Raw genomic sequence first — 24530 nt, 5'->3', positions numbered from 1 at the left:
CATGGCGACTATCACTGGATTAACGCGGCCGCAAATTTCAAGCTGAATCGCGCCGCTGCTCTTGTTGAGAGGCATCAAGTTTGGACCGCAGGGGTGAAATTTGTGCTGGCAATCGGACGCTAGTAATCGTTCGTTTGATCGCATAGCAATGGATTGCTAGGATGAAAAAATATCTGGACGGAGAACACACCTTTGACAGTGCCCACAAGATACAATCCCATTTTACTGGCTGAAGCGTACCTCAATCAGGCTGAACAGAATGACTGATGCGATAAACAGACTGAAGGCCGAGGTTATAAAGAATTTTGGTACGCCCTGTCTGATTATTGATCTTGATGTCGTTGAGCGTAATGTTCAACGCGCTCAAAAGTTATGTGATGAGGCCGGGGTGGCAAACCGTCCGCACATCAAAACCCATAAATCACCGCTTTTGGCAAAGATGCAGATCGAGGCTGGCGCGTGTGGGATTACCTGCCAAAAGCTAGGTGAGGCCGAAGTGATGGCGGATGCAGGCATCACCGATATCATTGTCGCAACCAATCTGTTGGGAGCGGCGCGTTCGGGTCGGTTGGCAGCTTTACAACGGCGTTTTGCTCTCAAGGTCTGCGCTGATAATCCGGTTGTACTTGATGCCTATTCTAATGCAGCGCGTGAGTCTGGCAGACCTTTGGATGTGATGATTGAATGTGACACGGGGCAAAAACGTGCGGGGGTTGAAACGCCAGGTGAAGCACTCGCATTGGCCCAAATCATCCACAATGATCCAATGCTCAACTTTGCTGGCCTACTATTTTATCCGGCGCTGGATACTTGGCCTCAGACACAGATATTTCTGGACAAAATGACCCAGGGACTGGCGGCGTTCGGTATGAGCCACGGAATTATTTCTACTGGAGGAACCCCGAATTTTTCCAATCTTGGCAATTTGTTAGGCGCAACTGAACATCGGGCAGGCACCTGCATTTTCAATGATCGCATGATGATCGAAGCTGGGTTTGCGCAGCAAAGCGATTGCGCACTCCACGTATTTACCAGTGTGGTTAGCCGCGGAGGCGAGGACCGCGGTATTCTGGATGCAGGCTCCAAAACACTGACATCTGACACTGGTGGTCTAGACGGGTATGGGTTGATCCTTGAGCATCCGAAAGCGCGCATCCATAAATTTGCTGAAGAGCACGGTTTCCTTGATCTGTCGCGTTGTCATACCAAGCCAGCGGTTGGCGATATCTTGCGTGTGATCCCGAACCACGTCTGCGTCACTGTGAATATGGTTGATCAACTCGTGGCGGTTCGGGGTGATACCATTATAGAGGCAATTCCAGTGTCTGCACGAGGCAGGTTGGTTTGATCGATAAAGTCAAAATAATCGCAACGCGGCTGCCAGTGGCGCTTAGTGGCGCGAATTATTGAGCGATTAGAGCCGGGCGAGACCAACACTCTGGTGCGGCTTCATGTGTTTGGCAGCGTCATTAGAGATTATTCGCTGCTGAGATGTTTATAAATTGTGGTCCGTGATACACCCAATCTGCGTGACACAAGGCTAACATTACCCCCCGTTTCAAGCCATGTTTTTTTGATTAAAACGCAGCTTTCTTTGCGCACCGGTGAATTGGAACATGCCATGCATGGTGTTAACTCTTCTGATTTAAGTTGAGTGCCACCTGAGATAGCCTCAGCGCGGATGATTGGTCCGTCAGCATTAGCAAGTAACATTTGAATTGTTCTCTTAAGTTGTTTGACCTGGCCCGGCCAGTCGCGCTTCTGTAAAGCATCTAAAGCCGATTTGGAAAACTTATGAGAGGGCGAAACCTGGTATAATAGCTCTGTTGCTAACAGCCGAAAGTCTAACCTTTGTGAAAGATGTGGCAGAACAACTTGCGATCCCTGTAGCGCTTCAAGAAAGACTGGGTCTAAATCTTCACTGGCTTTTAGCTCTGTAAAAGATAACCGGCTTGAAGAGAATACAGCAGAAATTTCAGTTTTGCCCTGGTCAATTTGCGCTTCTTGTCGTTCTTCCAGGACTTGTATGAGGGCTTTTTGTGCCACGATCGGCAGCGCTTCGATACCGTTTAAAAACAGGCTCCCATTACGCGCCCTATCTAGAAGGCTTGCAGAAAAAATTGAGGATGAAGGTTGAAAATAGGCCAGCCTTCCCGCCTCTCCAAACAACATTTCTTCGTAATTCTCTGCCGTTAATAAATTACATTTTATTTCGACCAAAGGCTGTTCGCAGAAAAGAAGTTTGTGCAATTCGGTTGCTGTAGCTTTCTTACCAGAACCACGGGCACCTTCAATAAACACTGGAAGTTCGTATTTCAGAGCATTTTTAGCCATCAATAAGTGTCGTTTTAAACCGGCATCTTCCGCTATGTAACTCCGCTTGATTTTTACATTTTCGGGATCTTTTTTGTCTGTGTGAGAAACCTGCGGTAGCAATTTTATGCTGGGCGCCTTTGAGCGACTTTGTAAATCTATGTCAACAATGCGTTTCGTCGTACTTTCTTTCATCGCCATGAAAACGGCAGATCCCATGACATCGTGGATGCGTATAATCTCATTGGAAGAGAGCCTGTTAATTATGTTAGAAAACGGAATAGAAAAAATATCGCCAAAATGGCGTTTATGAGACAAGTTTAAGCCATTTAACATCATTTTTGCATTGGTGTTTGCACCATCAATAAACCCATGCTCGTCTATGGCTAATAATGCAGCGCTTGTAGTCCCAAGATATTCGTGGCGAGCGTGAAAACTAATAATCATTGAGTGTTCAAACGCATCGGTAAACAAGCGATTTTCAACGTTTTTGCAAGCCAGCTTAACTAATGCAAGAGTGTGGTGTTGCCGTGATGATGCATCAGATGTTGCATCGATCATTCCCACAATTTCGTTACTAGGGTTGTAAATTGGTGCTGCAAAGCAAGACAAATTGCCAAGTTTGTGAAAAAAATGTTCGCGTCCAGCTACGATCTGTGAAGAGCCCGTATGTAAGCACAAGCCCAAGGCATTTGTACCACGATATTCTTCAGTCCAGATAGACCCTGGAATAACTGCTTTGCCGGCATCACTGTTTTTGAAGTCTTCGTCTCGCAGAGCATTTATGACAACGCCTTCACTATCCGCATAGGCTACCATAAAATTTGTGCCGGCGATTTGATTATATAAAAGCTCCAGTTCAGGCATTACGAACTGTGTAATGTATTCGTTTTTTTGGTTCGATTGATAAAGTTCAGTTTCAGATATCACGGCGTCTACTGGTTTGCCATTTGGATCTAAACCAAAAGACGAGCTACGCTTCCAACTATCTGCTAGCGAAGCCTGTGAGATTTCAATTTCTGTACCAAGTGCGGTTTGAGCTAATTGATCACCTTGATCGCCGCCCAAGTTGCCATTGAATAAGATCATTTTTTTCTCCTAGCGTAAAACTTAGGACTTTTCTCGCTAAACTGCAAATTAGCTTAGTGTTCATAAAGTGAACAGTTTTCAGGCTATCATGACCAGAAGTGAACACTTTTTAATCTTGCTGGAAAGCGCCAGCTTGTCGAAGCTTTACGAAGAAGTAGGCAGAGAGATTGGAAGGCTAATTATGCGCGCGCAAGTTCTAAAACAATATGACGATCACCTGACAGCACCGTCTTGGGTTGACTTGGAAAACGTCCCGGATCCTAAAATTGAGAAAGCCAGCGATGTTATTGTCCGCATCGGCGGTGCCGGCGTTTGCCGGACTGATTTGCACATCATTGAAGGTGTTTGGCGCGAGGCGACTGATGCGGATCGCACACTCCTGCCACTCATAATGGGCCACGAAAACGCTGGCTGGATTGAAGACGTCGGGAGTGAAGTTGAGGGTCTCAAAAAAGGTGACCCTGTGATTGTGCACCCGAAAATAACTGGTGGTACGTGTTTGGCATGCCGGCGGGGGCACGACATGCACGGTGAAAATGGCATGTTTCCTGGAGTCGATTGCAACGGCGGTTATGCCGAGGCTCTTAAAACCTCTGTGCGAAATATTGTAAAATTGCCACAAACTTTGGTTCCTAAGGAAGTTGCAGCCTATTCAGACGCAGGGCTTACCGCCTACCGCGCTGCTAAAAAAGCATCGCGGCATCTCCTACCCGGTGAAAAATGTGTTGTGATTGGATCTGGCGGATTAGGACATATTGGCATTCAAGTTTTGCGCGCAATGTGTGCGGCGGAAATTATTGTTGTTGATCCTTCCGACATGGCTTTAGCGCTTGCTGAAACTTGTGGCGCAGATGCGTTAGTCAAAGCTGACGGAAACGAGGTGCAAAAAGTTTTGGAATTGACAAAAGGCAAGGGTGCCGAAGCCGTATTAGATTTTGTAGCTGAGCGCGGAACAACTGCTAAAGGCTTGGCTATGACCCGCGATATGGGAAGTTATTATGTCGTTGGCTATGGCGAAGATATCAACGTGAGTGCCTTTGAGATGATCACCACAGAAAAAAATATAATTGGGAATTTAGTGGGAACATGGGCTGAACTTACGGAGTTAATGTCTCTAGCCGACAAGGGCCACGTGAATTTGGCTACGCAAGAATATAGACTGTCTGATGCCAACCTGGCTTTGCAGGATTTGAATAACGGTAAGGTGAAGGGACGCGGTGTCCTGATACCTTAATAACTAACCTACTAAATCAACATAAATGGGAGGAAGAATAATGAAAAATTCAATAAGAGTGGGCGTTTTAGTGGGGTCTACTGCCTTGCTGGGCAGCCTTGCGCATGCAGATCAATGGAGCGATCAGTTTCCACACATAAAAAATACGGGTGATATAGCGGGTGAATGCTCCTATGACGCCATGTCGAAAAAAGATTACAGTGGCCAAAAATTGACCATAAACACGCATGCTGTACCAGTTATGGGTGAGCCAACAGCGCTTCACGCGGAACAGTTTAGTGCGTTGACGGGTGCTGAAGTTAACGTGATCCATACGCCAGCAGGCGATTTGTATTCAAAGGCCATGGTTCCGTTTCAGGCGGGCCAAGCTCCTTATGACATCGTTTTTGGTTTTTCCAACTTTATCCGCGATTGGAAGCAATATCTGCAGCCCGTGCCAGCAAAATATGTAAATATGGCGCAAATGCAGGATGTCACTCAAAGCCATATCGACGTGAATTCTTGGGATGGTGAGATGATCCAGTTTCCAATCGATGGGGATCGTCACTACTTGAAGTATCGTAGAGATGTGATTGATAACCCTGAATATCAAGCAAAATACAAAGCCGAAACGGGCAATGAATTACGCATTCCACAGACTTGGAAAGAATATGCTGAAATGGCTGCGTTCTTCAACGGTTGGGACTGGGATAACGACGGTGAGCTCGAATATGGATCTGCCGAAGTTATGAAGAAAGACGACCTGATGTTTGCGGCGTTTTTCAGCCGTTCGGTGGCCTATTCAAAGAACCCACGGGTCAAGGGTGGTTTCTTCTTTGACCTTGAAACTATGGAGCCATTGATCAATGGGCCAGGTTTTGTTGAAGCTTTGACCGATTGGGTCGAAGCGACGAAATACGTGCCGCCAGGTGGTATCAACTTCGGCCTTGGCGATGAAATCAACTCGTTTGGCGGTGGACAAACTCTGTTTAGCTTCTCATGGGATGATGCTTTCGTTAAGGCTATGGAAGATGACAGCCCAATCAAAAACAAAGTCGGCGCAGCGCCACTACCAGGCGCAACTCGAGTTTGGAACCGTGATAGTGGAGCTTGGGAACAAGAGTTTAACCAGGCACCCTACATAGTTTGGGGCTGGACAGCTGCGGTTGCCAAGAAAAGCAAGAACCATGATATGGCCTTTGACTATCTTTGCTTCTTTGCCAATGACGCCAATCACCAAGCTGACATAGGTATTGGTCGCTTTGGTGTGAACCCGTTCAAGAAATCAGACTTTGTTCCTGAGATCTATGTTGAGCGTCAGGGTTGGGATCCTGAGATTGCCAAGCAATATGCGGATACTCTTATGGAAATGGAAGAAGGCAGCACCAACCGTGTGTTCCCATTGCGGGTGCCAGGTGTTTTCCAATTCAATAGCGCAGTTGCAACGGGCACCTCTAAGGCGTTGGCTGGCCAGTTATCACCACAAGAAGCTCTAGATGAGGTGGCCGCTGAGTGGACAAAAATTGTAAAGCGTATTGGCGCTGATACAATCCGAGAAGCTTATGCTATTGGTGTAGCTCTGGAAGACGCAGAGTAAGTCGCATCATAGCTAAAGATTACTAGAGCGCCCCTTTCTGGGGCGCTCTATGCAAAATAGGGTGATCACCAATGAACTTCAGACATAAATACATGTTCTTGCTTCCTGGGCTTTTGGTCCTGCTGGGCATTTTGATATTTCCGATTGGGTTTACGGTCCGCTTAAGTCTTTCAAGTTGGGACAGCTTCTACCCAGGTTTGGATTTTATTGGCATCGAGAATTATATCCGACTGTTTACAGATGACCTGCGGTTTTGGGAAGCGTTTGGCCGTTTGAGCATGCTTTCACTCACCACGGTTTTTCTACAATATGTCATCGGTTTTTCTCTCGCACTTATGGTGTGGAAGGATATTGTTTTCCAGAGATTTTTCCGAGTGCTTTTTTTGATCCCTATGATGACGACACCTGTTATTATGACCGTCATCTGGCGCACATTTTTCCATGAATCGCTTGGTCCGGTGAATGATTTTTTTAATCTCTTTGGAATGAATCCACTTTGGCTTAGCAGCGAAATATTAGCCAAATTTACGGTTATTCTTGTCGAGGTATGGCAATGGACCCCATTTATGTTTCTGTTGCTGTTAGCAGGCCTTTTGTCACTGCCCAAAGAACCTTATTTGGCTGCCTCTATCGACGGTGCTGGGCCTATTCGGACGTTTGTTTATGTGACCTTTCCATTGATGGCGCCGATATCGATTGGTGCAATCATCATACGGCTGATCGAAGCGTCAAAGATCATGGATACCGTTTATGTGCTAACTTCTGGAGGGCCGGGAACTTCAACCGAAACATCAAGTTTTTATATTTTTATCAAAGGTTTGCGAGAGTTCCAATTTGGATATTCTGCGGCGCTGTCTTTGACATATCTGATCATCATGATCATCAGCTTCACGATTATTGCAAAGATTTTGGTGAAACTGATGGTGCGGGGTAATTAATCATGGGCTACTTTTACACCACTCTTAAATACTTAGCTGTCACTCTGTGGTCCGTCTTTGTGATTGCACCCTTTCTATGGGCAATTTCGACCTCGTTTAAAGACTTCCAATCGGTTACCAATGGAGCGACTTACATCCCTTGGGTAGATTTTGAGCCAACATTGGAAGGATGGCGAGCGCTCTGGAAATCGCCGGCACAAGGCGGTGTGGCCATTGTTGAGCCATTCTTTAACAGTGTGTTTGTAACAGCTGCTGGTAGTGCGATTAGCATCCTTTTGGGTACGTTGGCTGCCTATGCATTATCACGGTTTACCTTCAAAGCGGGCCCTATTCGCAACGGTGATATAACTTTCTTCTTCATCTCGCAGCGTATTATGCCGCCTGTTGTTTTGGCGATTCCGTTTTTTATCATGCTCGGCAAATTCTCGTTGCTGGACACTCTCGTGGGGCTCATTTTGGTATATATTGTTTTGTTGATGCCAATTGCTGTTTGGATCATGGTTGATTTCTTCAACAAAGTGCCGCGCGAAATTGACGAAACTGCACTGATTGATGGCTGTAATCCCTATCAGGCGTTTTACAAAGTAGTGCTTCCAAATTCGATCCCTGGGATCGTTGTTGCAGGTATGTTTTGCATGATCTTCGGTTGGACCGACTTTTTCTTTTCATTCATTCTGACATTTACTGAAGTACAACTCCTGCCGGTCGCGATTGTGGCTCTAAATTCATCAATCACACCATGGTGGAGCCTATCAGCGGCAGCGCTGGTCAGTGTTGCACCTCTGGTTGTCGTTGCGTTCATCGTCGAACGATTTTTGTCAAAAGGTAACCTGTCTGGAGCGTTGAAATAAAATGTCACTCATTGCCTCGAACCTGTGTCTCAAGCCAGATACGGAATATCACTTGAATGATGTTTGTTTTGAAATGTCTAAAGGTGAAATTTATACAATTATCGGACGGACTTTAGCTGGTAAAACCACCCTGCTCAAAACTATTGCAGGACTAATCGCGCCTGAGAGCGGTAGCTTAACTTTGGACGGTCGCGATTTTGGCCGCATCCCGGTTTGGAAGCGTGAAGTGGCAATGGTGTATCAACAATTCATCAACTATCCACATCTGAGCGTATATGAAAATGTGGCTTTTCCACTGAAGCAGCGCCGTATGCCGAAGACCGAAATTCGTAATCGGGTTATGAGGGCCTTGTCACAAGTGGGGCTGGATGGGTTCGAAAACCGCAAAATACAAGCTTTGTCGGGTGGGCAGCAACAGCGGGTGGCGCTTGCACGCTCCTTAGTAAAAGAGGCTAATATCGTGCTGCTGGATGAGCCCTTGGTGAATTTGGATTATAAATTGCGCGAACAATTGCGCGAAGAGTTCAGAAACATCTTTAGCGCAAAAGCCTCCGAAAATTCTATTTTGATTTATTCTTCGACGGACCCGGTCGAGGCGATGCAACTTGGTGGGCAGATATTGGTAATGGATGAAGGGCGCATCTTGCAGCAGGCCAGTGCCAAAGAAGTGTATGAGAACCCCAACTCGACCAAAGTGTCGCAAATTACCAATGACCCAGCGATGAACCTGTTTGAAGGAACAGTGGCCGATGGAAAAGTTATTTTAAGCTCGGAAATTCACTTTGACCTGCCTGAGCATTGTCAGGCGCTGCCGCAGGGCTCCTATATTTTTGGTCTGAGGGCAGCGGCGATCAGCCTGGCAGATGGGGGCTTTCCTTTTACCGTTGAGCTTTCTGAGATCAGTGGCTCAGAAACCTTCCTACATCTCAAGCATGAGAATGTGCAGGTGGTGGGCCTGTTGGATTCAGTTCAGAATTTCAATATCGGTGAGACCGTGTCAGCGCAATTTGATACCACCCATCTTTATGCATTTGCAACGGATGGAAGATTGAAATCTTCACCCTATGGCGGACTGAAATAATGGCTGAAATTGAACTGAAAAATATTGCGCATTCGTACAATCCGCAGGCGGCGGATATGAACTATGCGTTGGACCCGTTTAATATGACCTGGGTTGATGGCGGCCGTTATGCGATTTTAGGACCCTCGGGCTGTGGTAAAACGACCATGCTCAACATCATGTCTGGTATCGTGCAACCCTCAGAGGGGAAACTGCTTTTTGATGGTGTGGATGTGACTACACTGTCTACGTCTGAGCGTAATATTGCGCAAGTATTTCAGTTCCCGGTAATTTACGGCACAATGACCGTTAAGCAAAATTTGGCCTTTCCCTTGGTATGCCGGAATTATGAAAAATCGGTGATTGATGCTAAAGTCCAGGAAGTGGCCGAGGCGTTAAGTCTGCAGGGGTTGCTGAAAAAATCGGCTAGCCGATTGACCGCGGATCAAAAACAGCTGATCTCACTGGGGCGTGGATTGGTGCGCGATGATGTAGCAGCAGTTTTGATGGATGAACCGCTTACGGTTATTGATCCAGATTTGAAATTTCGCCTGCGTCGTCAACTGAAAGAAATCAATCAAAAATATCGCTCTACGTTGATTTATGTGACCCATGATCAGAATGAGGCCATGACTTTTGCCGAAAATATCATTGTCATGGATGCTGGGAAAATTGTGCAAGTGGGCTCCCCCGCTGAGCTGTTTGATCGACCCAAAACGACCTTTGTTGGTTATTTTATTGGCGCGCCCGCGATGAACTTTTTTGATTGTCAGGCCTCTGGGGGATATATGCTGTCAATTGGCAGTGCAGAGATCATGACCGGCACAGATTTGTCCAAAGTTGGATCAGCGCCATTAAAGTTGGGTATCCGATCTGAGTACATCCGAATTGTCGAAGCAAAAGGCGCAAATACGTTTACCGCTCACGTGCAACGGGTGGAAGATATGGGCAATTACAAACTCGTGACTGCAGTGTTTGAAGGGCATGTCACTAAAGTTAAGGTCGAGCGAGATATAGCCGTACCGGTGGACCGTGTGGAACTACAGTTACCGGCTGAAAATTGCTGTGTTTATGCTGCTGATATCTTGGTCTCATAAAGTGATGCTGCCGGAATAATTTTGCATCACGCCAACTCCACCTCTACGCGCGTCTCAATATTCAAAATAGACTGCGTCGCTGATCTAGCGGAGTAACTCCTGGTTTTTTGCTCATAGACTAGGGTGTTCCCTCTATTCGATACGAAGGTTGATATATCTGACAGCACAAAATCAGTTGGTGCTTGCATGCAATGCGGCGTTAGAGGCCCTTATTCAAGGGTCACAAGGTATTAGGCTCGTTAGAGCCACATTTTTTGAATACTTATATAAATCACGAGCTAATTTAGCTGTACGCATAAAAAAACACCCGCGAAATTCTCTAAGGTGTTGTTTTAAATGGCTCCAGCGGTAGGGAGCGTTTATTGTATATTTATTGTTTAAATACAATATTTAAAAACGGGTCGCTTGTATTTTTGTGTACCGAAAGTGTACCTGATTTGTGTACCGCATGAAGCGAAAGCCCAGCGCCTCAAGTCTAATACCCTTGCTTACTTGGGATCACACCTCTGACGCCACCTCTAGGATCAACGACATCACCCTCTCTCCGTGGGATCAAGTGTATGTGCGCATGGAAGATCGTCTGGCCAGCAAAAAGCCCAGAGTTCACACCGACATTAAACCCATCATGCAAATGAATATCAATCTCGCGCAATGTCTTTAGCGCATCCTCATCCGAATACCGTTTCAGTGCCATTCTGCGTAACTCCCTTGCGCAACAAATAATGGCACAGTTTTAGGGGGCCAAGACAATGGTGTGATTGTTGTTCTGTCGAGGAAATATAGCCTGTGATATTACCTGTTAGCTTAAGAAGCATTATCGGGGGTTTAGCGTATGTGCGTTGCCGTGGGTAAGTTAATCTAGGCGTGTCCATTTTTGCCCTCGACACAAAATCATTGCCACGCATCCGTTAACAGTAAGTATGTCTTCATCAAGTGTCATATGTGATCTGTAGGTTTTATCGGTATCTGGTGCCCAAATAGTACCACCATTATATTTACCATTACCTTTAATCTTCATATTATTGATTATATTACGGCCGATTATCGAACGATTGTCGTTACCGACGACTTCTGTGATTACTCCGCATAAATTATTTTCACATGGTATGATTTCTACGTGGATGTAACCACCCGTTTCTCCAGGTTCCGACTTCCAAACACCAAGAGCTGGTTCTGCCGCTGTCGACGTAGCCCAAATTAGACTAATCGCAGTCAAAATTGTTGAAAGATGTCGCATTATTATACCCCCGTAAAATTTGGTTACATGAATACGGTAGCTAAACTGACATGAAATACAACTACCACATTAAAATGCGTCTCACGGCAGGGTTCCCATTCGTCTGACAGTGCCCCACTAGAGATTACCTTGGTCAATTGAGTTAATACGTGGCACGACCACCACTGAGATCAAAAACACTACCGGTAGTGAAACTGTTTTCGGAGGATAGTAGCCAGCATACCATTGCTGATGTTTCTTCGAGTTCGACGAAACGACCGCGGGGGATTTTAGACAACATATAATCGATATGGTCTTGGCTCATTTGATCAAAAATTCGGGTGCGCGCAGCTGCTGGTGTGACGCAGTTGACTGCGATGTCGAACTCGGCCAGTTCTTTACCTAAAGATTTTGTAATTGCTATTACCGAAGCCTTTGATGCCGAATATGCTGACGCATTTGGATTGCCCTCTTTGCCGGCGACAGAAGATATGTTGACTATACGACCATAGCCCTGAGCCTGTAACAGAGGAACTACAGCACGGTTGGTTAGAAAGGTTCCATCTACGTTAATTTGCATAATCTGACGCCATGCATCGATAGGATAGTCAGCTAACGGTGTATTCGGCCCCGCTATTCCTGCAGAATTGACTAAACCATGTACAACACCGGACCAATCAATCGTATTTGCCATAGCCATTTCGACTGAGGTTTCGTTTGAAATATCTACTTCGAAGATTTCGACATTGTTACCTAGCTGTTCTTTCATTTGCGCACTTGCGTCTGCATCTATATCCCAGATGGCAATTGTTGCATTTGATGCGGCCAGTCTTCGAGTGATTGCTCCGCCGAGACCTTGCGCACCTCCCGTGACTATAAAGCATTGTTGATTAAAGTTATGTAGAGTTTCAGTCTTTTCGATCATTTGTGATCTCCAACGCCTTGCCCAAGTTTAATTCAAATAAAGTAATGATTATAATAGTAGCGCCGTAAAGAATAATTTTAAAGCTAAGCAATTTTTGCAGATGGGATGTCGCAACATTCGCTTTTACATCAATATAGATAACACCTCCGTCACACGGCCGCGCGTCGCTGCAAACTAGGTTAGTTTTTTCTAGTGCTTTTTTCTTTTTCTATCTGTTAATAAATGTCAGCGTCACAAGAAAAAAATTGATGAAAACAGACTTAAAAACCTCTAAGCTAAGTCTTTTTTCATTTGATTAATAAGAGAGACTGAATAGATGATCAAAGCTAGCCAAATCATTGGGAAAGCAATCATACGCTCCCGTCCAAAAGGCTCATCAAAAACAAATACCGCACATAAAAAGATCATAGTTGGTGCGATGTACTGTAATATGGCGATGGTGGTTAAGCGCAATCGTTTAGCACCATTTGCATAGAGCATTAGAGGAACTGCTGTTACTAAGCCGCAGCCTAGCAAGAGAAAGCCATCACGGAAACTTAAAGTGAACAAATGGCTCTCGTTGCGAACGGCATACCAGGTCGCTACTAAAAGAGCGAATGGTAATAATATCAATATTTCCAGTAAAAAACCTTGGTTTGGTCCGATTGGCAATTTTTTCTTACAAAGAGCATAAAATCCCCAGCTCATAAATAGTCCGATGGCAACCCATGGCAGCTTTCCCGCAGACCATGTTAAAACAATAACCGCGGAAGTCGCCAAAGCAATGGCAACTATTTGCCATTTATTCGGTCGCTCACCCATAAACACAGTTCCAAGAGCAATGCTGAATAGTGGATTAATATAGTAACCTAAAGCGGCGTCTAAGGCATGACCAGAGCTGATCGCCCACACATAAATGCCCCAGTTCACCGCTATGAGAGCCGCTGTAACAGCGCCCATTGAAATTGCTTGGGCGCTAGACAATGCTGCTCGCAAATTAGACGTACGTCCCATAACTAGCAAGGCCAAACCAGCAATAGGGACAGACCAAATAACTCTATGAGCTACAATTTCCAATGCGGGAATATGATCCAACAGCTTCATATACAGCGGTAGAAATCCCCAAAGGATATAAGCTGAGACTGCAAAGGCGAGGCCCGCAGGGCTATCATTATCTTTTTGCAAATGCATGAAAATACCAGCGCAACAAAACGGATTGAAGGTCAAGTCGAAATTATTAGTTATTGAAAAATATAAGCAAGTGGACAAGAAAAGGAATGATGACAGATAGGCCGAGTGCAACCGTTTTAATATTAATACTCTGGCAAAATTCATAGCTTTTGAATTGCATCTAAAGATATGTATTTGAAGGTTGGCTAAACCCCAAAATTTACTCGCGGCACCGTAAATCTACTGCCTTTGGGCGGAGGGTTTTCAGGCTGTCCGGCAAAGCATTGGGCTATTTTCATCCAGTTTTTCGCAATTGCGCCCTCGGATTTTAGCTTCGTGTCTTGAACATTACGAACTTGTGTGACGACTTCGGCAAACTCCGATGCGTTACCGTTGATCGATGACGATGATCCGCTGTCACCCCATTCCCATATCTTCCCGGAGGGACTGATTAACCTAACATACGGGGTGTGGTCTGGAACTTTCAGGCCTCTATTCGTGAAACTCCAACCAAACGTAGCGACTCCAAGATGGCAAATATTTTTAATTCTATCATGTGCGGTACGCTTTACTCCCAAAACATCAAATATTTCTTGACCATGCGCCCATGTTTCCATTTGACGAGCGGTTATACTAGATTTGGCGCTCATTTCTGGTCCAAACCACTTCAGACGCACACTGGGGTCCGCACCAGCAAAAGCTGCCCCCAATTTTCTGCTGTTACCATACCACCGCTCAAACAAATTTTTCCCACTAAGCTCAGTCAAAAAAGGATATTGGCTCTCTAAAAGTGACATCCCTTGATCTAGATGAGATGAAACGTTGGAGTAGATCTTTGCAAACTCATTTTCGTTTTGCAGTGACTTTAAAGCTGCAAAATCGAACATGTATAAATGTCCAATCACGTCATTCACGGTCCACGATTTAAAAAGAGTTTTTTTTAAAAAGATACTTTCGAGCTGATCGCGCAACAAATTTGACAATTCGTCAACCTCGGCCAAATAATCGTGAGCTTGTTGCATTGTTATCCCTAAACCGTTTCTTTTCATTTATATATTACCAACAATAAAGATGATTTGTTCAAAAAATTAAGAGGGCATTTTTGCATAAAAGTTCGCTAGTTGGCTTAATTATCGGCAATACTCAGTAAGATAACCAACAATAAACAACCAAGCGAGCCAGTCAATCCAAGCGCCGGCACTACCCCTAGGTAATCAGTGAATCCACCTAAAAAAACTGCGCCTAATGCCGTACCACCAATTGCAGCCATGGTCCAAAGGCTCATTACACGCCCCCGCAAACTGTCTTCCAGTTCCATTTGGATAGCACTTTGGAGCGATATCCCGGACAGAGTCCCAGCAAATCCCAAGTAAGAAATAAAACCTAGCGTCAGAGACCACGAACCGCACAGACCAATGAGTGGAATAAATGCAAAACCAAAAAAAATACTTATAGGCACATACTTGGGCAATATCCCAGGAGGCTGACTAGAAGAAAACGCTTTAACTACACCCGCTAATAGTGCGCCAAATCCAGCGGATGACGTCAGCAGCCCCAGCCCTGTTGCTCCACGTCCAAAGAAGCCATCCGCGATCACAGGCAAAATTTCGAGAACACTGCGCAGTAAAAAAGAAGACAACGCAGTTATTAAAAGTGCCTTTAAAATTAATGGGTTTTTAAATGAATATAAAATTCCTGAAGTTAGTGCTTTCATGAATGCTTCTTTTCGCGCATTTAAAGCCAATTCACGCCGTGGTCTTAGAAAGCTTAAAGCTAAGAGAAATGGTGGGTAGCAAAGTATTTGAACGAAAAGTGAAGCCTGAATTCCATAAAACGCAATAATCCATCCTGCAATTGCTGGTCCAGTTAATCTTGCTAAATTAAAATTGATAGCACCTAGAGTCACAACTGAGGCGACTGAAGTACTGGCAACCAGGCGTGGTCCCAGCGACATTCGAACGGGGGAATGTGCTGAGACCACCATTCCAGTACAAAGCGTTAAAAATAATAAATTAAGTTCGTTCAAAATCCCAAGAACGAAAAATGCATAAAAACTTATAGCGATCATAAACGATAGGAATTGTGTAAAGATGGCAGCCTGCTTAACTCTTACTCGATCCACAAGTACGCCAAAAAATGGGCCGGCCAGTAACGACGGTATAAAGTTTACAAATGCAACCATGCCAACAAAAGATGCTGATGAGGTCAAATCCCACGCGATCCAACCTATAGTGACCCTTTGCATCCAAACAGCGTTAGATGCAAAAATATTACCACAAATATAAATACGGAAATCTTTAAAGGTTAAGGCTGATAGGTTCATAATCGAGAGCTAATGGATCGATTGAATCGTTACAATATGATAAAATTCCAGCCTGTATAAACGCTACGGGCGTTTAACCCTCTTGCCTATGTCAGCAACATAATCTTCTAAAGGTAGCAAACCTCATAGCTCACAACATCTAACCCATCATGCAAATGAACATCAATCTCGCGCAATATCTTCAATCCTCATCCGAATACCGTTTCAGTACCATTTTGTGTAACCTCCTTGCGCAACAAATAGTGGCACAGTTTTAGGGGGGCCAAGACACCCAAGAGGGGGGGCTCTGGCTGTACCGACAATCCGATGCTAATTCTCCCAAACTTAGTGGCAACTTAAATCTGTTTTCTGAAATGCCATTTTATGCGGTTACAGCATTTTTAATTTTACCTAATTTAGCCGATATTAACTGTTACTGCTTGACAGCTGACTGCATACGATTGTCCAAGAGTGGCAGCATGCTGCATGAAATGGTAAATTATTAAAGGTAAGGAGAGCTGCTATGGCTTGTCGAATTTTGATCCTTGGTGGAGGATTTTCCGGGTTATACGCAGCGCGTAATATTCAGAAACTAATGGGTCGAAAGGGCGAAATAGAAATTGTGAGCCGCGACAATTATTTTGTATTTCAACCTCTTTTGCCTGAAATTGCTGGAGGGGCTATTTCCGCAATCAATGCAGTATCGCCACTGCGGTTTTTGACTAAAGGTGTTTCAATGCGAAAGGCAGAGATTGACAGCATAGACCCTATATTACAGCAGGTAACGGTCTTTCAGGGCGTGCAGCGTCGCCCAACGATATTAGAGTATGATCATCTTGTGATTGCACTCGGATCGGGGAATGATTTGTCTAAGACGCCGGGATTGAGTGAACATGCTTTTACAATGAAAACTCTTAGCGATGCACAGCGTTTGCGCGCACATATTATTGAACGCCTCGAACACGCAGACATCACGCGGCTGCCGGAAGTTAAAAAAGGAGCTTTGACGTTTAGCGTGATTGGTGGTGGTTTCTCGGGTGTTGAAACAGTTGGTGAAATCAAGGAATTGATTGATCGATCTTTGGTTGAATATCCTAACATTCAGCCATCAGAGATACGGGTCGTTTTACTAGAGTTTTCCAAGAGAATTTTAAATGAGATGCCTGAAAGTTTGGCTAATTATGCATATGCCAACTTAGAAAAACGTGGAATTGAAATTCAGCTGGGCGTTGGTGTGGCCAAAGCGACAGGCACTCAGCTTGTAACGAGTGAAAATGAGGTGATCGATACCCGCACCATAGTCGCAACTATAGGCAACACCCCCTCTGCTATTGTCGCAAATATGCCGCTTAGTTTGCAGGATGGTCGTGTTTTGGTTGGACGTGACTTTAAAGCTGAAGGGCAGGATAATATTTGGGCTATTGGTGATTGCGCACTTATACCGCTTAATGAAAATGCATCCAAAAGAGAAGATTTCGCTCCACCCACCGCACAGTTTGCAGTTCGCGAAGCGGCCCATCTTTCTTTAAATATCAAAAATGTCATCGAGAAAAAAAATACGAAGCCTTTTAAATATAAATCAAAAGGTGCATTGGCCTCTCTAGGCGCTGGCCGTGGGGTTGCAGAGGTTTTAGGATTGAGACTTACTGGTAGGGCGGCCTGGTTACTTTGGCGGATTTATTATATTTCCCTTCTCCCAGGGACGCAGGCTCGTATTTCTGTTTTGTGGAATTGGCTGATGGATGGTTTATCCCGACGGTCTGTTGCACAAATTATTTCACAAAACGAGCCTGGAACGCGATACGTATACTATCGTGCGGGTGATCGGATTTATGAAAACGGTTCCCGCGCCGATGGACTTTATACAATAGTTTCAGGAACAATTCGCATTACAAGCACTAACGGCGAGACTGGATCAGAAGAGAGCCGTATTTTGAGCAAAGGTGAGCATTTTGGCGAGCTTATACTTTTAGGTGCAAGTCGTCGTATCGCTACAGCGGTTGCAGTTGAGGATGCGAAGGTTTTGGTTGTCACACGGCAAGAGTTTTTGAAATTAGCCGAGGGCCTACCATTTTTTAATAACTATTTCTCGGAGCATCTAAAGGCCTCAGGTCTTGGAGATAAAATAGTGTTAACTAAATGAGACTTACAGTCTTTGACACACCTACTCGCTAAATGTCTGAACGAAAGGTTTAGTAATGAATGATTTGGTCACACAAACAAAAGATACGAGTCTGAGTGGCTTATTCTATGCTATCAGCTTTCAGATTGTAGGGATTATAATTGCATTTATGGCAAGCAGCGTGAACTACGCATTTCTTTTATTTGCGGACACCGCCGGCCATGAGTTTGCCTTGAGTGTCCCAATCCTAGCTACCGCGCTTTTTACAATTGTCTGGGGTGATGCAACGCTCAGATCGCAAATTGCCAACATAAAAGATGCTTCCGCCGCAACAAAAAAGACGAATGCTTACAAGGATGTTTCTGCCCAGCCATATGTCGTATTAAGACTTATGAACTTGGGCCTAGCAATTGCCTTGGCTACCTCGCAGTTTACGATTCTCCTCAATTGATTGAAGCTATTTTTAGCATTTAAGGGCGTATTGCTTAGTCCGTTAGAAAAAGCAATTTCGCCACGCGCCCGCACGCCTGCGCATCGCCGCAAACTTGTTTAATTCGCAACGCAGTTACGTGGCGACTCTGGTTGTGCTGATGGCGCAACAAGGGCTAAGTGTGGTGTTAGCTGCTGCCCTAACATCACCTTTACTCACGCCTGAATTTTAAGCTGAACCGTGCCGCTGCTCTCGCTCAGTGGCGTCAATTATTGAACGCATAGATTCAGGCTACACCAGAAATTCGATGTGAGTTTTTATTCGTTTGACAGAACCCTTCGATTTGTTTGGCAACTCTGTACAGTGCCTTTTAAGTGAATTGCGATTAATGCCACGACATCGACCCGAGCAGCGAGTTTAGCTGCTAGGAGAAACATCCCACCAAATTTCCGCTGTATTAGGAGAACGTCTACTGGTAATGGTGGTGGTGTAAAGCCATCCTTGGCCAGAGAAATTGCTAAATCCTGAAGATGCGTTGCTAGTTTTGTGTTTGCAAAATCTAGATATAGATTTTCTTGTAATGTTTCGAATACAAATTTGGCCATATGGACTATTTGTATGATTTGGTCGTTCTTTGTATTCTCATCGATAAAGCCAATGTCCTTCATAGCCGCTTCTAGGGCTACATCATCGCCAGCAAAACCAGCGAGCATGAGCCGGTGGTAAAATTGCACTACCGGCGGCGAAATTTTGTGGGTTGCACCAAAGTCCAATAAAGCTATCCTCTGCCTGTCTGGTTGATAGAGATAATTGGCAAAGTTTGGATCTGTTTGCATCACTCCATAGGAGAATAACTCGTGTATAGTGAGGTCAATTAAGTCTTTGGCAATTTGATCACGAATTTCTTGGGGTTCTTCCGTAACACGTTCAATTGGCACACCTGCTACGTAAGTCATTGCCAGAATATTTGGTGTACTCCAGTCACTGTGAAGCTCGGGAACAACAAATTGCGTCTTATTTGCCAGCAAATTACCAAACTGTATAAGTTGAGTAGCTTCTCGCTTATAATCGGTTTCTTCGTGTAGTTGTTTGCGGCCTTCCTCCAGATACGGGGCCAGTTCAAAACCTTTGGGCAACAGGCCAGACACACGCATCAAAATACCAACATTTGCAATATCGCTATCGATACTTTTGGCAACACCAGGATATTGCACTTTAATAGCGAGATCGCGTCCATCCTTAAGTTGGCCTCGATGCACCTGCCCTATGGAAGCTGCAGCGATTGGTCGTACATCGAATTTATCAAAAGACAGTAACCATTGCGCTGGCCATTCAGCGCTTAAAGTCCTCTTTAATTGGGCAGGAGGCATGGGGTGTGCATCGTCACGTAAACGCACCAGGATTTGCGACAGTTCTGGTGGAAGTACATCTCCAGCGTCCATAGACATGAGTTGACCAATTTTCATTGCCGCACCGCGCATTTGCGCCAATTGGTCTGACACACGTTGGACGTTGGATGGCGTCAACAACAGTTTGCGTAAAGAGGGGCGTTTGCCTTGTCCCATTTGTTTAACACTATTTAGCGCCATGCTGCTGGCTACACCTGCAGTCAAGGAACCAAGCTTACCCAATCGTTCAATGCGTCTGGCTGGAACTGAAATGGGAAGAACATCATCTTTACTATGTCTATTTTTCATCGGAGTCAGGTAGCTGGATTGCCCGCAGTTGCAACACAGCACCCATAAAATCTGATATATTGTCAAAAATTATTAGAAATGTTAGAATTAGAAGGATAAACTAGATTGGATAATCATCGAGTGTTTTACGATTAAATTGCAAGCTGAACCGTGTCACAGCTTTCGCTGAGTAGCACCACTTGTTGAGCGCATAGGTTCAAGCTACACTGTGCGCCCGCAAAGACTTCCTGTTTGACTGACAGCAACCTCAAACTTCCTAGTCTGGAGTTGCGACGATGAATATTCGCAAAACCCAACACACCTTTCAATCTTTTGCCTGACAGCTAGTTTATTGACTAAGTTCCTAATTACTGGAGGATCAACCGACCACATGCTTCTATCCGTAAGCGATCTGCACAAGTCTTACGCCGGACCTGATGGCCATTTGTCTGTTCTGCGGGGTGTTAAAATGCGTCTAGCGCGGGGCGAAACACTTGCTCTCACAGGCGAATCGGGCAGTGGTAAAAGTACATTGCTCCATATTATTGGAGGCCTCGATCAACCTGACAGCGGTATTGTGGCAGTTGATGGTGTGGATATCGGGGCGATGGATGATGCTGGGCGCGCAGGTATACGCCGTGACAAGGTTGGCGTAGTGTTTCAACAGTTCAACCTGATTCCATCCCTGACCGTGGCGTCCAATATTGGGTTCCATGCCCGCCTTTCAGGCCGTTTAGACCAGAACTGGATCAAGGAATTGGCAGACCGTCTGGGGTTGTTTGCACAATTGGGGAAATATCCTGAACAACTTTCAGGCGGTCAGCAACAGCGTGTCGCGATCGCGCGCACCTTGGCGTCGAAGCCCGCACTCATTCTTGCTGATGAGCCTACTGGTAATCTGGATGAAGAAACAGCCGACAAGGTCATGGAGCTTATGATGACCCTTGCGATAGAAACTGATTGTGCCCTGTTGTTGGTCACCCATTCACATCGGCTAGCGGGACGTATGGGCCGCCGCTTACACTTGCGCGCAGGCCAAATCGAATGTGCTGAGAAATGACGAATGTGGGTCTTTTAGTGTTGCTGTCCCATTGGCGCCGCAATCCGATGCAGTTATTCACGTTGGTGGTGGGGCTGTCTTTGGCGACAGCGCTTTGGTCGGGAGTTCAGGCGGTTAACACCGAAGCCCGCGCCTCATATGATGCCGCCGCTGAAACTTTGGGTGAGGGGATGTTCGCCCAGATAATTGCTCGCACAGGCACAATACCGCAGGAAGATTTCATTGCCTTGCGACGTGCGGGCTGGCTTGTCAGCCCTGTTGTTGAAGGGCGATTGGACGGCATCCGTTTGATTGGAACAGATGTCCTGACATCTCCGGGTGGTCTGACGCATGTTGGTCCGAGTGACGGTAAGTTGACGGTCGATATGATCACAAGCGGTATCTTGTTTGCGACCCAAGAAACACTTGAGCGGTTGGGTGAGGTAGATGTACGCAAATTCCCGTTATCCGATCTACCCCCTGCTGTTATTCTAACAGATGTTGGCACTGCACAAATATTGTTGGGATTAGATGGGCAGATTTCACGCCTAATCGTTGCGCCACAACAACCGATCACACAGCCCCCACTTGAAGTGATCGCCCCAAATTTCGAACTGATCCCGCCGCAAAGTGGATCGGACGTGGGGCGTTTGACAGATAGTTTCCATTTAAATCTAACGGCCTTTGGCCTCCTCTCATTTGTAGTGGGAATTTTCATTGTGCATGGCACCATCGGCCTCGCACTTGAACAACGTCGACCGGTCATGCGCACTTTGCGCGCACTGGGCTTTCCCCTAGTGAACCTGATCGCCCTTATCGCATTTGAACTGGTCGGTATCTCAGTCTTGGCTGGCATGATCGGCGTCGGGCTTGGCTATTTCATAGCTGCCGCACTGTTGCCTGACGTTGCCGCCACTATATCGGGTCTTTATGGGCAATCAATTTCAGGCACCTTGCAGTTTCGGCCGGAATGGTGGGTCTCTGGTCTTCTCATTGCTGTGGGTGGTACGGCTTTGGCGGCAGCCGCGTCGCTTTGGAACTTGGCACGTATGCCCCTGCTTGCGTCGGCGCGGCCACATGCTTGGGCGATGCAGGCCAGGCGTAGTCGCCTGATACAAACGGTGTTCGCTATGTTCCTTCTTGTTGCAGCCTGTCTGCTAGGCTGGTTGGGCAGTGGGCTGGCGGCCGGTTTTGCCATGCTTGCCGCTCTTCTGATTGGGGCGGCCCTTGCCCTACCCGTTATATTAGACGGTCTACTTGCCGCTGCCGTGCGCCATGCCAAATCGATTATAGAGGAATGGTTCTGGGCGGATACGCGCCAACAACTTCCGGGCCTGTCGCTGGCGCTGATGGCGCTTTTGATCGCGATGGCTGCTAACGTTGGTGTCTCTACGATGGTGAGCAGTTTCCGTTTGACCTTCACAGGGTTCCTTGACCAACGGCTTGCTTCGGAATTTTACGTTTATGCGGATGACGCGCAACAGGCCGCCAGCCTGCGCGCCTATCTTGAACTCCGTGTTGACAAGGTTCTGCCAATTCAGTCTGCTAATCAAGACATCCGCGGCCTTCCATCTGAAATCTACGGTCCTATAGCTCATGCAACATACCGCGATAATTGGCTGTTTTTGGATGCTGTACCCGACGCTTGGCCGCTGATTGAAGCCGGACAGGCTGCTGCGATTAATGAGCAACTCGCCCGTCGCGCGGGCATCGCAATTGGTGATGAAATTACGATTGCAGGGCAACCCTTTAAAGTTTTCGGTATTTATGGCGATTATGGCAATCCAATCGGGCAGGTCATCATTACTGAAGCCAAGTTCGCAGCCCTATTTCCCGATATCTTCCCCCTTAGGTTCGGCGTGCGCATGGATCCGTCGCGTGTGACGGCCCTATCTCTCGATCTTCGCAAAGACTTCGGCCTCAATGAGGTAAATATGATCAATCAAGCAGGTATCAAGGCGTTTTCATTAGCGGTGTTTGATCGGACCTTCACGGTGACAGGTGCGCTCAATATACTGACACTCGCCGTGGCGGGCTTTGCCATTTTGATGAGTTTGTTGACCCTCACTACCATGCGTATCCCACAACTTGCTCCTGTCTGGGCACAGGGCATTACTCGTGCGCGGCTGGGCCGTTTGGAAATCGTCCGTGCCGTCCTTTTGGCGCTACTCACCACGGCTCTTGCATTGCCGCTCGGGATCTCGCTGGGATGGACGTTGTTGGCAGTTGTAAATGTTGAGGCCTTCGGATGGCGTTTGCCGCTGTTCTTATTTCCACTGGACTACGCGCGCCTAGCTGCCTTTGCGGTGGCCGCTGCTGTTATCGCCGCGCTCTGGCCTGCAACAAAGCTTGCTCGGACGCAGCCAGCGGACTTGCTGAAAGTGTTTGCAAATGAACGCTAGAGTCTTTCTCCTTTTGCTCTCGCCCATCACCGCAAGTGCACAGGGCTTCGCGGGCCTCGGCACTGATGCCGACGGTTTTTCGTCTCCGCAGCGCCCAGCACAATTTGATTTTCCAATCGATCATGGTTCCCACGATGATTATCGGATTGAATGGTGGTATCTGACTGCTAACCTCGAAGGTCTTGATGGGACGCCGTACGGTCTTCAATGGACGCTGTTTCGCTCTGCCCTTACGTCGGATGGTGGGCAAGGGTGGTCTTCGCCCCAGCTGTGGATGGGTCATGCGGCGGTCACCACTCCTGACGCACATTTCGTGACCGAGCGTCTTGCCCGTGGTGGTATTGGACAGGCGGGGGTACAGGCCGACCCGTTTGAGGCTTGGATTGACGATTGGCAGCTAGTAGGCCCTGATTTTGCCACGCTGACCATGACTGCGAGTGGGCCTGACTTTGCTTATGATATGGTCCTGAATTCAGACGGTCCTTTAGTATTTCACGGCGATGAGGGATACTCGGTAAAATCGGCAGAGGGTCATGCTTCATTTTACTACTCGCAACCGTTCTACGCAATTGAAGGAACCCTGATTCTTCCAACGGGCAACATAGAAGTCGCTGGGGATGCTTGGCTAGATCGCGAATGGTCATCTCAGCCGCTCTCTGACAATCAAACTGGATGGGACTGGTTCTCGTTGTCGTTGGAGGATGGCAAATTAATGGGGTTTCGCCTGCGCCAAACCGATGGTAGCGTCTATACTTCTGCAACGTGGATTGACCCTGATGGCACCACAACTTCCTATTCCAACAGCGCGTTTAAAGCTGACCCGGTTGCGATCTCTGATATTGGCGGACGTGATGTGCCGACCACATGGAATGTGCGGTTGCCTGATCGTGGGGTGGCTGTCGAGGTGACTGCGATCAACCCGCAGTCATGGATGAATACTTCAGTCCCTTACTGGGAGGGTCCGATTACCGTTCAAGGCAGCCACACGGGGCGTGGTTACCTTGAAATGACGGGCTACGAATAGCCTAAAAAAAATGAGGCAATGTCAGATCAAACTCGGTTCAAGTGGACACGGTGTATTTGTAGCGTCCGTGAATGACAGAACATTCTC

At 46.5% G+C, this 24530-nt stretch carries 20 protein-coding genes; 12 read left to right on the top strand and 8 right to left on the bottom strand.

Features of this window, described 5'->3' with window-relative positions; translation table 11 throughout:
• Positions 1 to 259 precede the first annotated feature (259 nt).
• Positions 260 to 1348: a D-TA family PLP-dependent enzyme gene (locus ABLW18_RS02330; protein ID WP_347823272.1), complete on the top strand. Its 1089-nt coding sequence runs from the start codon at positions 260 to 262 to the stop codon at positions 1346 to 1348.
• Between the two features lie 128 nt (positions 1349 to 1476).
• Here the strand turns inward: ABLW18_RS02330 and ABLW18_RS02325 are convergent, their stop codons facing one another.
• Positions 1477 to 3402, bottom strand: coding sequence for a sigma 54-interacting transcriptional regulator (locus tag ABLW18_RS02325; RefSeq protein WP_347823271.1), 1926 nt, complete (start codon positions 3400 to 3402; stop codon positions 1477 to 1479).
• An 88-nt stretch (positions 3403 to 3490) separates the two neighbouring features.
• On the opposite strand from ABLW18_RS02325, the gene ABLW18_RS02320 reads away from it, so the two are divergent.
• The 6 genes from ABLW18_RS02320 (at position 3491) to ABLW18_RS02295 (ending at position 10158) form a co-directional block, all read left to right on the top strand.
• Complete coding sequence (locus ABLW18_RS02320) at positions 3491 to 4636, top strand: NAD(P)-dependent alcohol dehydrogenase (protein WP_347823270.1); 1146 nt, start codon at positions 3491 to 3493, stop codon at positions 4634 to 4636.
• Positions 4637 to 4676: 40 nt separating this feature from the next.
• Entirely contained in the window at positions 4677 to 6212 is a 1536-nt protein-coding gene (locus ABLW18_RS02315; protein WP_347823269.1) for an extracellular solute-binding protein, read from the top strand.
• A gap of 71 nt (positions 6213 to 6283) precedes the next feature.
• A complete protein-coding gene (locus tag ABLW18_RS02310) occupies positions 6284 to 7150 on the top strand; it encodes a sugar ABC transporter permease (RefSeq protein ID WP_271488780.1) in 867 nt (288 codons plus the stop codon).
• A gap of 2 nt (positions 7151 to 7152) precedes the next feature.
• Positions 7153 to 8001 (top strand): carbohydrate ABC transporter permease, encoded by an 849-nt coding sequence (locus tag ABLW18_RS02305; RefSeq protein WP_271488782.1) that lies wholly within the window; start codon positions 7153 to 7155, stop codon positions 7999 to 8001.
• Position 8002: 1 nt separating this feature from the next.
• Positions 8003 to 9082, top strand: coding sequence for an ABC transporter ATP-binding protein (locus tag ABLW18_RS02300; RefSeq protein WP_347823268.1), 1080 nt, complete (start codon positions 8003 to 8005; stop codon positions 9080 to 9082).
• The gene (locus tag ABLW18_RS02295; RefSeq protein WP_347823267.1) at positions 9082 to 10158 is read left to right on the top strand and encodes an ABC transporter ATP-binding protein; all 1077 of its coding nucleotides are present in this window, start codon (positions 9082 to 9084) and stop codon (positions 10156 to 10158) included. The genes ABLW18_RS02300 and ABLW18_RS02295 overlap by 1 nt, the downstream gene beginning before the upstream one ends.
• A 475-nt stretch (positions 10159 to 10633) precedes the next feature.
• Here ABLW18_RS02295 and ABLW18_RS02290 read toward each other — a convergent pair whose 3' ends face one another.
• The 6 genes from ABLW18_RS02290 to ABLW18_RS02265 all read right to left on the bottom strand — a co-directional run bounded on the left by ABLW18_RS02290 (position 10634) and on the right by ABLW18_RS02265 (position 15771).
• Positions 10634 to 10852: an HIT family protein gene (locus ABLW18_RS02290; protein ID WP_347823266.1), complete on the bottom strand. Its 219-nt coding sequence runs from the start codon at positions 10850 to 10852 to the stop codon at positions 10634 to 10636.
• Between the two features lie 159 nt (positions 10853 to 11011).
• Positions 11012 to 11395, bottom strand: a complete 384-nt coding sequence (locus ABLW18_RS02285) for a DUF2147 domain-containing protein (protein WP_347823265.1) — start codon at positions 11393 to 11395, stop codon at positions 11012 to 11014.
• A gap of 142 nt (positions 11396 to 11537) precedes the next feature.
• Positions 11538 to 12299, bottom strand: a complete 762-nt coding sequence (locus ABLW18_RS02280; protein WP_347823264.1) for an SDR family NAD(P)-dependent oxidoreductase — start codon at positions 12297 to 12299, stop codon at positions 11538 to 11540.
• Positions 12300 to 12569: 270 nt separating this feature from the next.
• On the bottom strand, positions 12570 to 13469 hold the full coding sequence (gene rarD, locus ABLW18_RS02275) for an EamA family transporter RarD (protein WP_347823312.1): 900 nt from the start codon (positions 13467 to 13469) through the stop codon (positions 12570 to 12572).
• A 185-nt stretch (positions 13470 to 13654) separates the two neighbouring features.
• Positions 13655 to 14470: a TIGR03084 family metal-binding protein gene (locus ABLW18_RS02270; protein ID WP_347823263.1), complete on the bottom strand. Its 816-nt coding sequence runs from the start codon at positions 14468 to 14470 to the stop codon at positions 13655 to 13657.
• 104 nt (positions 14471 to 14574) lie between these two features.
• Positions 14575 to 15771: an MFS transporter gene (locus ABLW18_RS02265; RefSeq protein WP_347823262.1), complete on the bottom strand. Its 1197-nt coding sequence runs from the start codon at positions 15769 to 15771 to the stop codon at positions 14575 to 14577.
• A 502-nt stretch (positions 15772 to 16273) separates the two neighbouring features.
• On the opposite strand from ABLW18_RS02265, the gene ABLW18_RS02260 reads away from it, so the two are divergent.
• Entirely contained in the window at positions 16274 to 17893 is a 1620-nt protein-coding gene (locus tag ABLW18_RS02260; protein WP_347823261.1) for an FAD-dependent oxidoreductase, read from the top strand.
• A gap of 55 nt (positions 17894 to 17948) precedes the next feature.
• Positions 17949 to 18323, top strand: a complete 375-nt coding sequence (locus ABLW18_RS02255) for a hypothetical protein (protein WP_347823260.1) — start codon at positions 17949 to 17951, stop codon at positions 18321 to 18323.
• 296 nt (positions 18324 to 18619) lie between these two features.
• On the opposite strand, the gene ABLW18_RS02250 is transcribed toward ABLW18_RS02255, so the two are convergent.
• On the bottom strand, positions 18620 to 19915 hold the full coding sequence (locus ABLW18_RS02250; protein ID WP_347823259.1) for an AarF/ABC1/UbiB kinase family protein: 1296 nt from the start codon (positions 19913 to 19915) through the stop codon (positions 18620 to 18622).
• 454 nt (positions 19916 to 20369) lie between these two features.
• Between ABLW18_RS02250 and ABLW18_RS02245 the strand changes: the two genes are divergently transcribed.
• From ABLW18_RS02245 to ABLW18_RS02235, 3 genes are read left to right on the top strand one after another with little or no spacing between them, the layout of a single operon-like run.
• Positions 20370 to 21038 carry an ABC transporter ATP-binding protein gene (locus ABLW18_RS02245; protein WP_347823311.1) on the top strand — a complete coding sequence of 223 codons (669 nt, stop codon included), beginning with the start codon at positions 20370 to 20372 and terminating at the stop codon, positions 21036 to 21038.
• Entirely contained in the window at positions 21035 to 23419 is a 2385-nt protein-coding gene (locus ABLW18_RS02240; RefSeq protein ID WP_347823258.1) for an ABC transporter permease, read from the top strand. Before ABLW18_RS02245 ends, ABLW18_RS02240 begins: the two co-directional genes overlap by 4 nt.
• Positions 23409 to 24443, top strand: a complete 1035-nt coding sequence (locus tag ABLW18_RS02235) for a lipocalin-like domain-containing protein (RefSeq protein WP_347823257.1) — start codon at positions 23409 to 23411, stop codon at positions 24441 to 24443. Before ABLW18_RS02240 ends, ABLW18_RS02235 begins: the two co-directional genes overlap by 11 nt.
• Positions 24444 to 24530: the final 87 nt, after the last annotated feature.

Source organism: uncultured Planktomarina sp., assembly GCA_943788425.1.
Lineage (GTDB): Bacteria > Pseudomonadota > Alphaproteobacteria > Rhodobacterales > Rhodobacteraceae > Planktomarina.
The sequence above is the reverse complement of the archived record's forward strand: the minus strand, read 5'-3'. Positions and strand labels throughout refer to the sequence as shown.

Excerpts from the sequence above, each read along its gene's own strand:
- ABLW18_RS02315 (WP_347823269.1), top strand. The coding sequence starts at position 4,677 with ATGAAAAATTCAATAAGAGTGGGCGTTTTAGTGGGGTCTACTGCCTTG.
- ABLW18_RS02245 (WP_347823311.1), top strand. The coding sequence starts at position 20,370 with ATGCTTCTATCCGTAAGCGATCTGCACAAGTCTTACGCCGGACCTGAT.
- ABLW18_RS02330 (WP_347823272.1), top strand. The coding sequence starts at position 260 with ATGACTGATGCGATAAACAGACTGAAGGCCGAGGTTATAAAGAATTTT.
- ABLW18_RS02270 (WP_347823263.1), bottom strand. The coding sequence starts at position 14,470 with ATGCAACAAGCTCACGATTATTTGGCCGAGGTTGACGAATTGTCAAAT.
- ABLW18_RS02280 (WP_347823264.1), bottom strand. The coding sequence starts at position 12,299 with ATGATCGAAAAGACTGAAACTCTACATAACTTTAATCAACAATGCTTT.
- ABLW18_RS02265 (WP_347823262.1), bottom strand. The coding sequence starts at position 15,771 with ATGAACCTATCAGCCTTAACCTTTAAAGATTTCCGTATTTATATTTGT.
- ABLW18_RS02285 (WP_347823265.1), bottom strand. The coding sequence starts at position 11,395 with ATGCGACATCTTTCAACAATTTTGACTGCGATTAGTCTAATTTGGGCT.
- ABLW18_RS02300 (WP_347823268.1), top strand. The coding sequence starts at position 8,003 with ATGTCACTCATTGCCTCGAACCTGTGTCTCAAGCCAGATACGGAATAT.
- ABLW18_RS02235 (WP_347823257.1), top strand. The coding sequence starts at position 23,409 with ATGAACGCTAGAGTCTTTCTCCTTTTGCTCTCGCCCATCACCGCAAGT.
- ABLW18_RS02320 (WP_347823270.1), top strand. The coding sequence starts at position 3,491 with ATGACCAGAAGTGAACACTTTTTAATCTTGCTGGAAAGCGCCAGCTTG.
- ABLW18_RS02325 (WP_347823271.1), bottom strand. The coding sequence starts at position 3,402 with ATGATCTTATTCAATGGCAACTTGGGCGGCGATCAAGGTGATCAATTA.
- ABLW18_RS02240 (WP_347823258.1), top strand. The coding sequence starts at position 21,035 with ATGACGAATGTGGGTCTTTTAGTGTTGCTGTCCCATTGGCGCCGCAAT.
- ABLW18_RS02290 (WP_347823266.1), bottom strand. The coding sequence starts at position 10,852 with ATGGCACTGAAACGGTATTCGGATGAGGATGCGCTAAAGACATTGCGC.
- ABLW18_RS02305 (WP_271488782.1), top strand. The coding sequence starts at position 7,153 with ATGGGCTACTTTTACACCACTCTTAAATACTTAGCTGTCACTCTGTGG.
- ABLW18_RS02255 (WP_347823260.1), top strand. The coding sequence starts at position 17,949 with ATGAATGATTTGGTCACACAAACAAAAGATACGAGTCTGAGTGGCTTA.
- ABLW18_RS02295 (WP_347823267.1), top strand. The coding sequence starts at position 9,082 with ATGGCTGAAATTGAACTGAAAAATATTGCGCATTCGTACAATCCGCAG.
- ABLW18_RS02260 (WP_347823261.1), top strand. The coding sequence starts at position 16,274 with ATGGCTTGTCGAATTTTGATCCTTGGTGGAGGATTTTCCGGGTTATAC.
- rarD (WP_347823312.1), bottom strand. The coding sequence starts at position 13,469 with ATGCATTTGCAAAAAGATAATGATAGCCCTGCGGGCCTCGCCTTTGCA.
- ABLW18_RS02310 (WP_271488780.1), top strand. The coding sequence starts at position 6,284 with ATGAACTTCAGACATAAATACATGTTCTTGCTTCCTGGGCTTTTGGTC.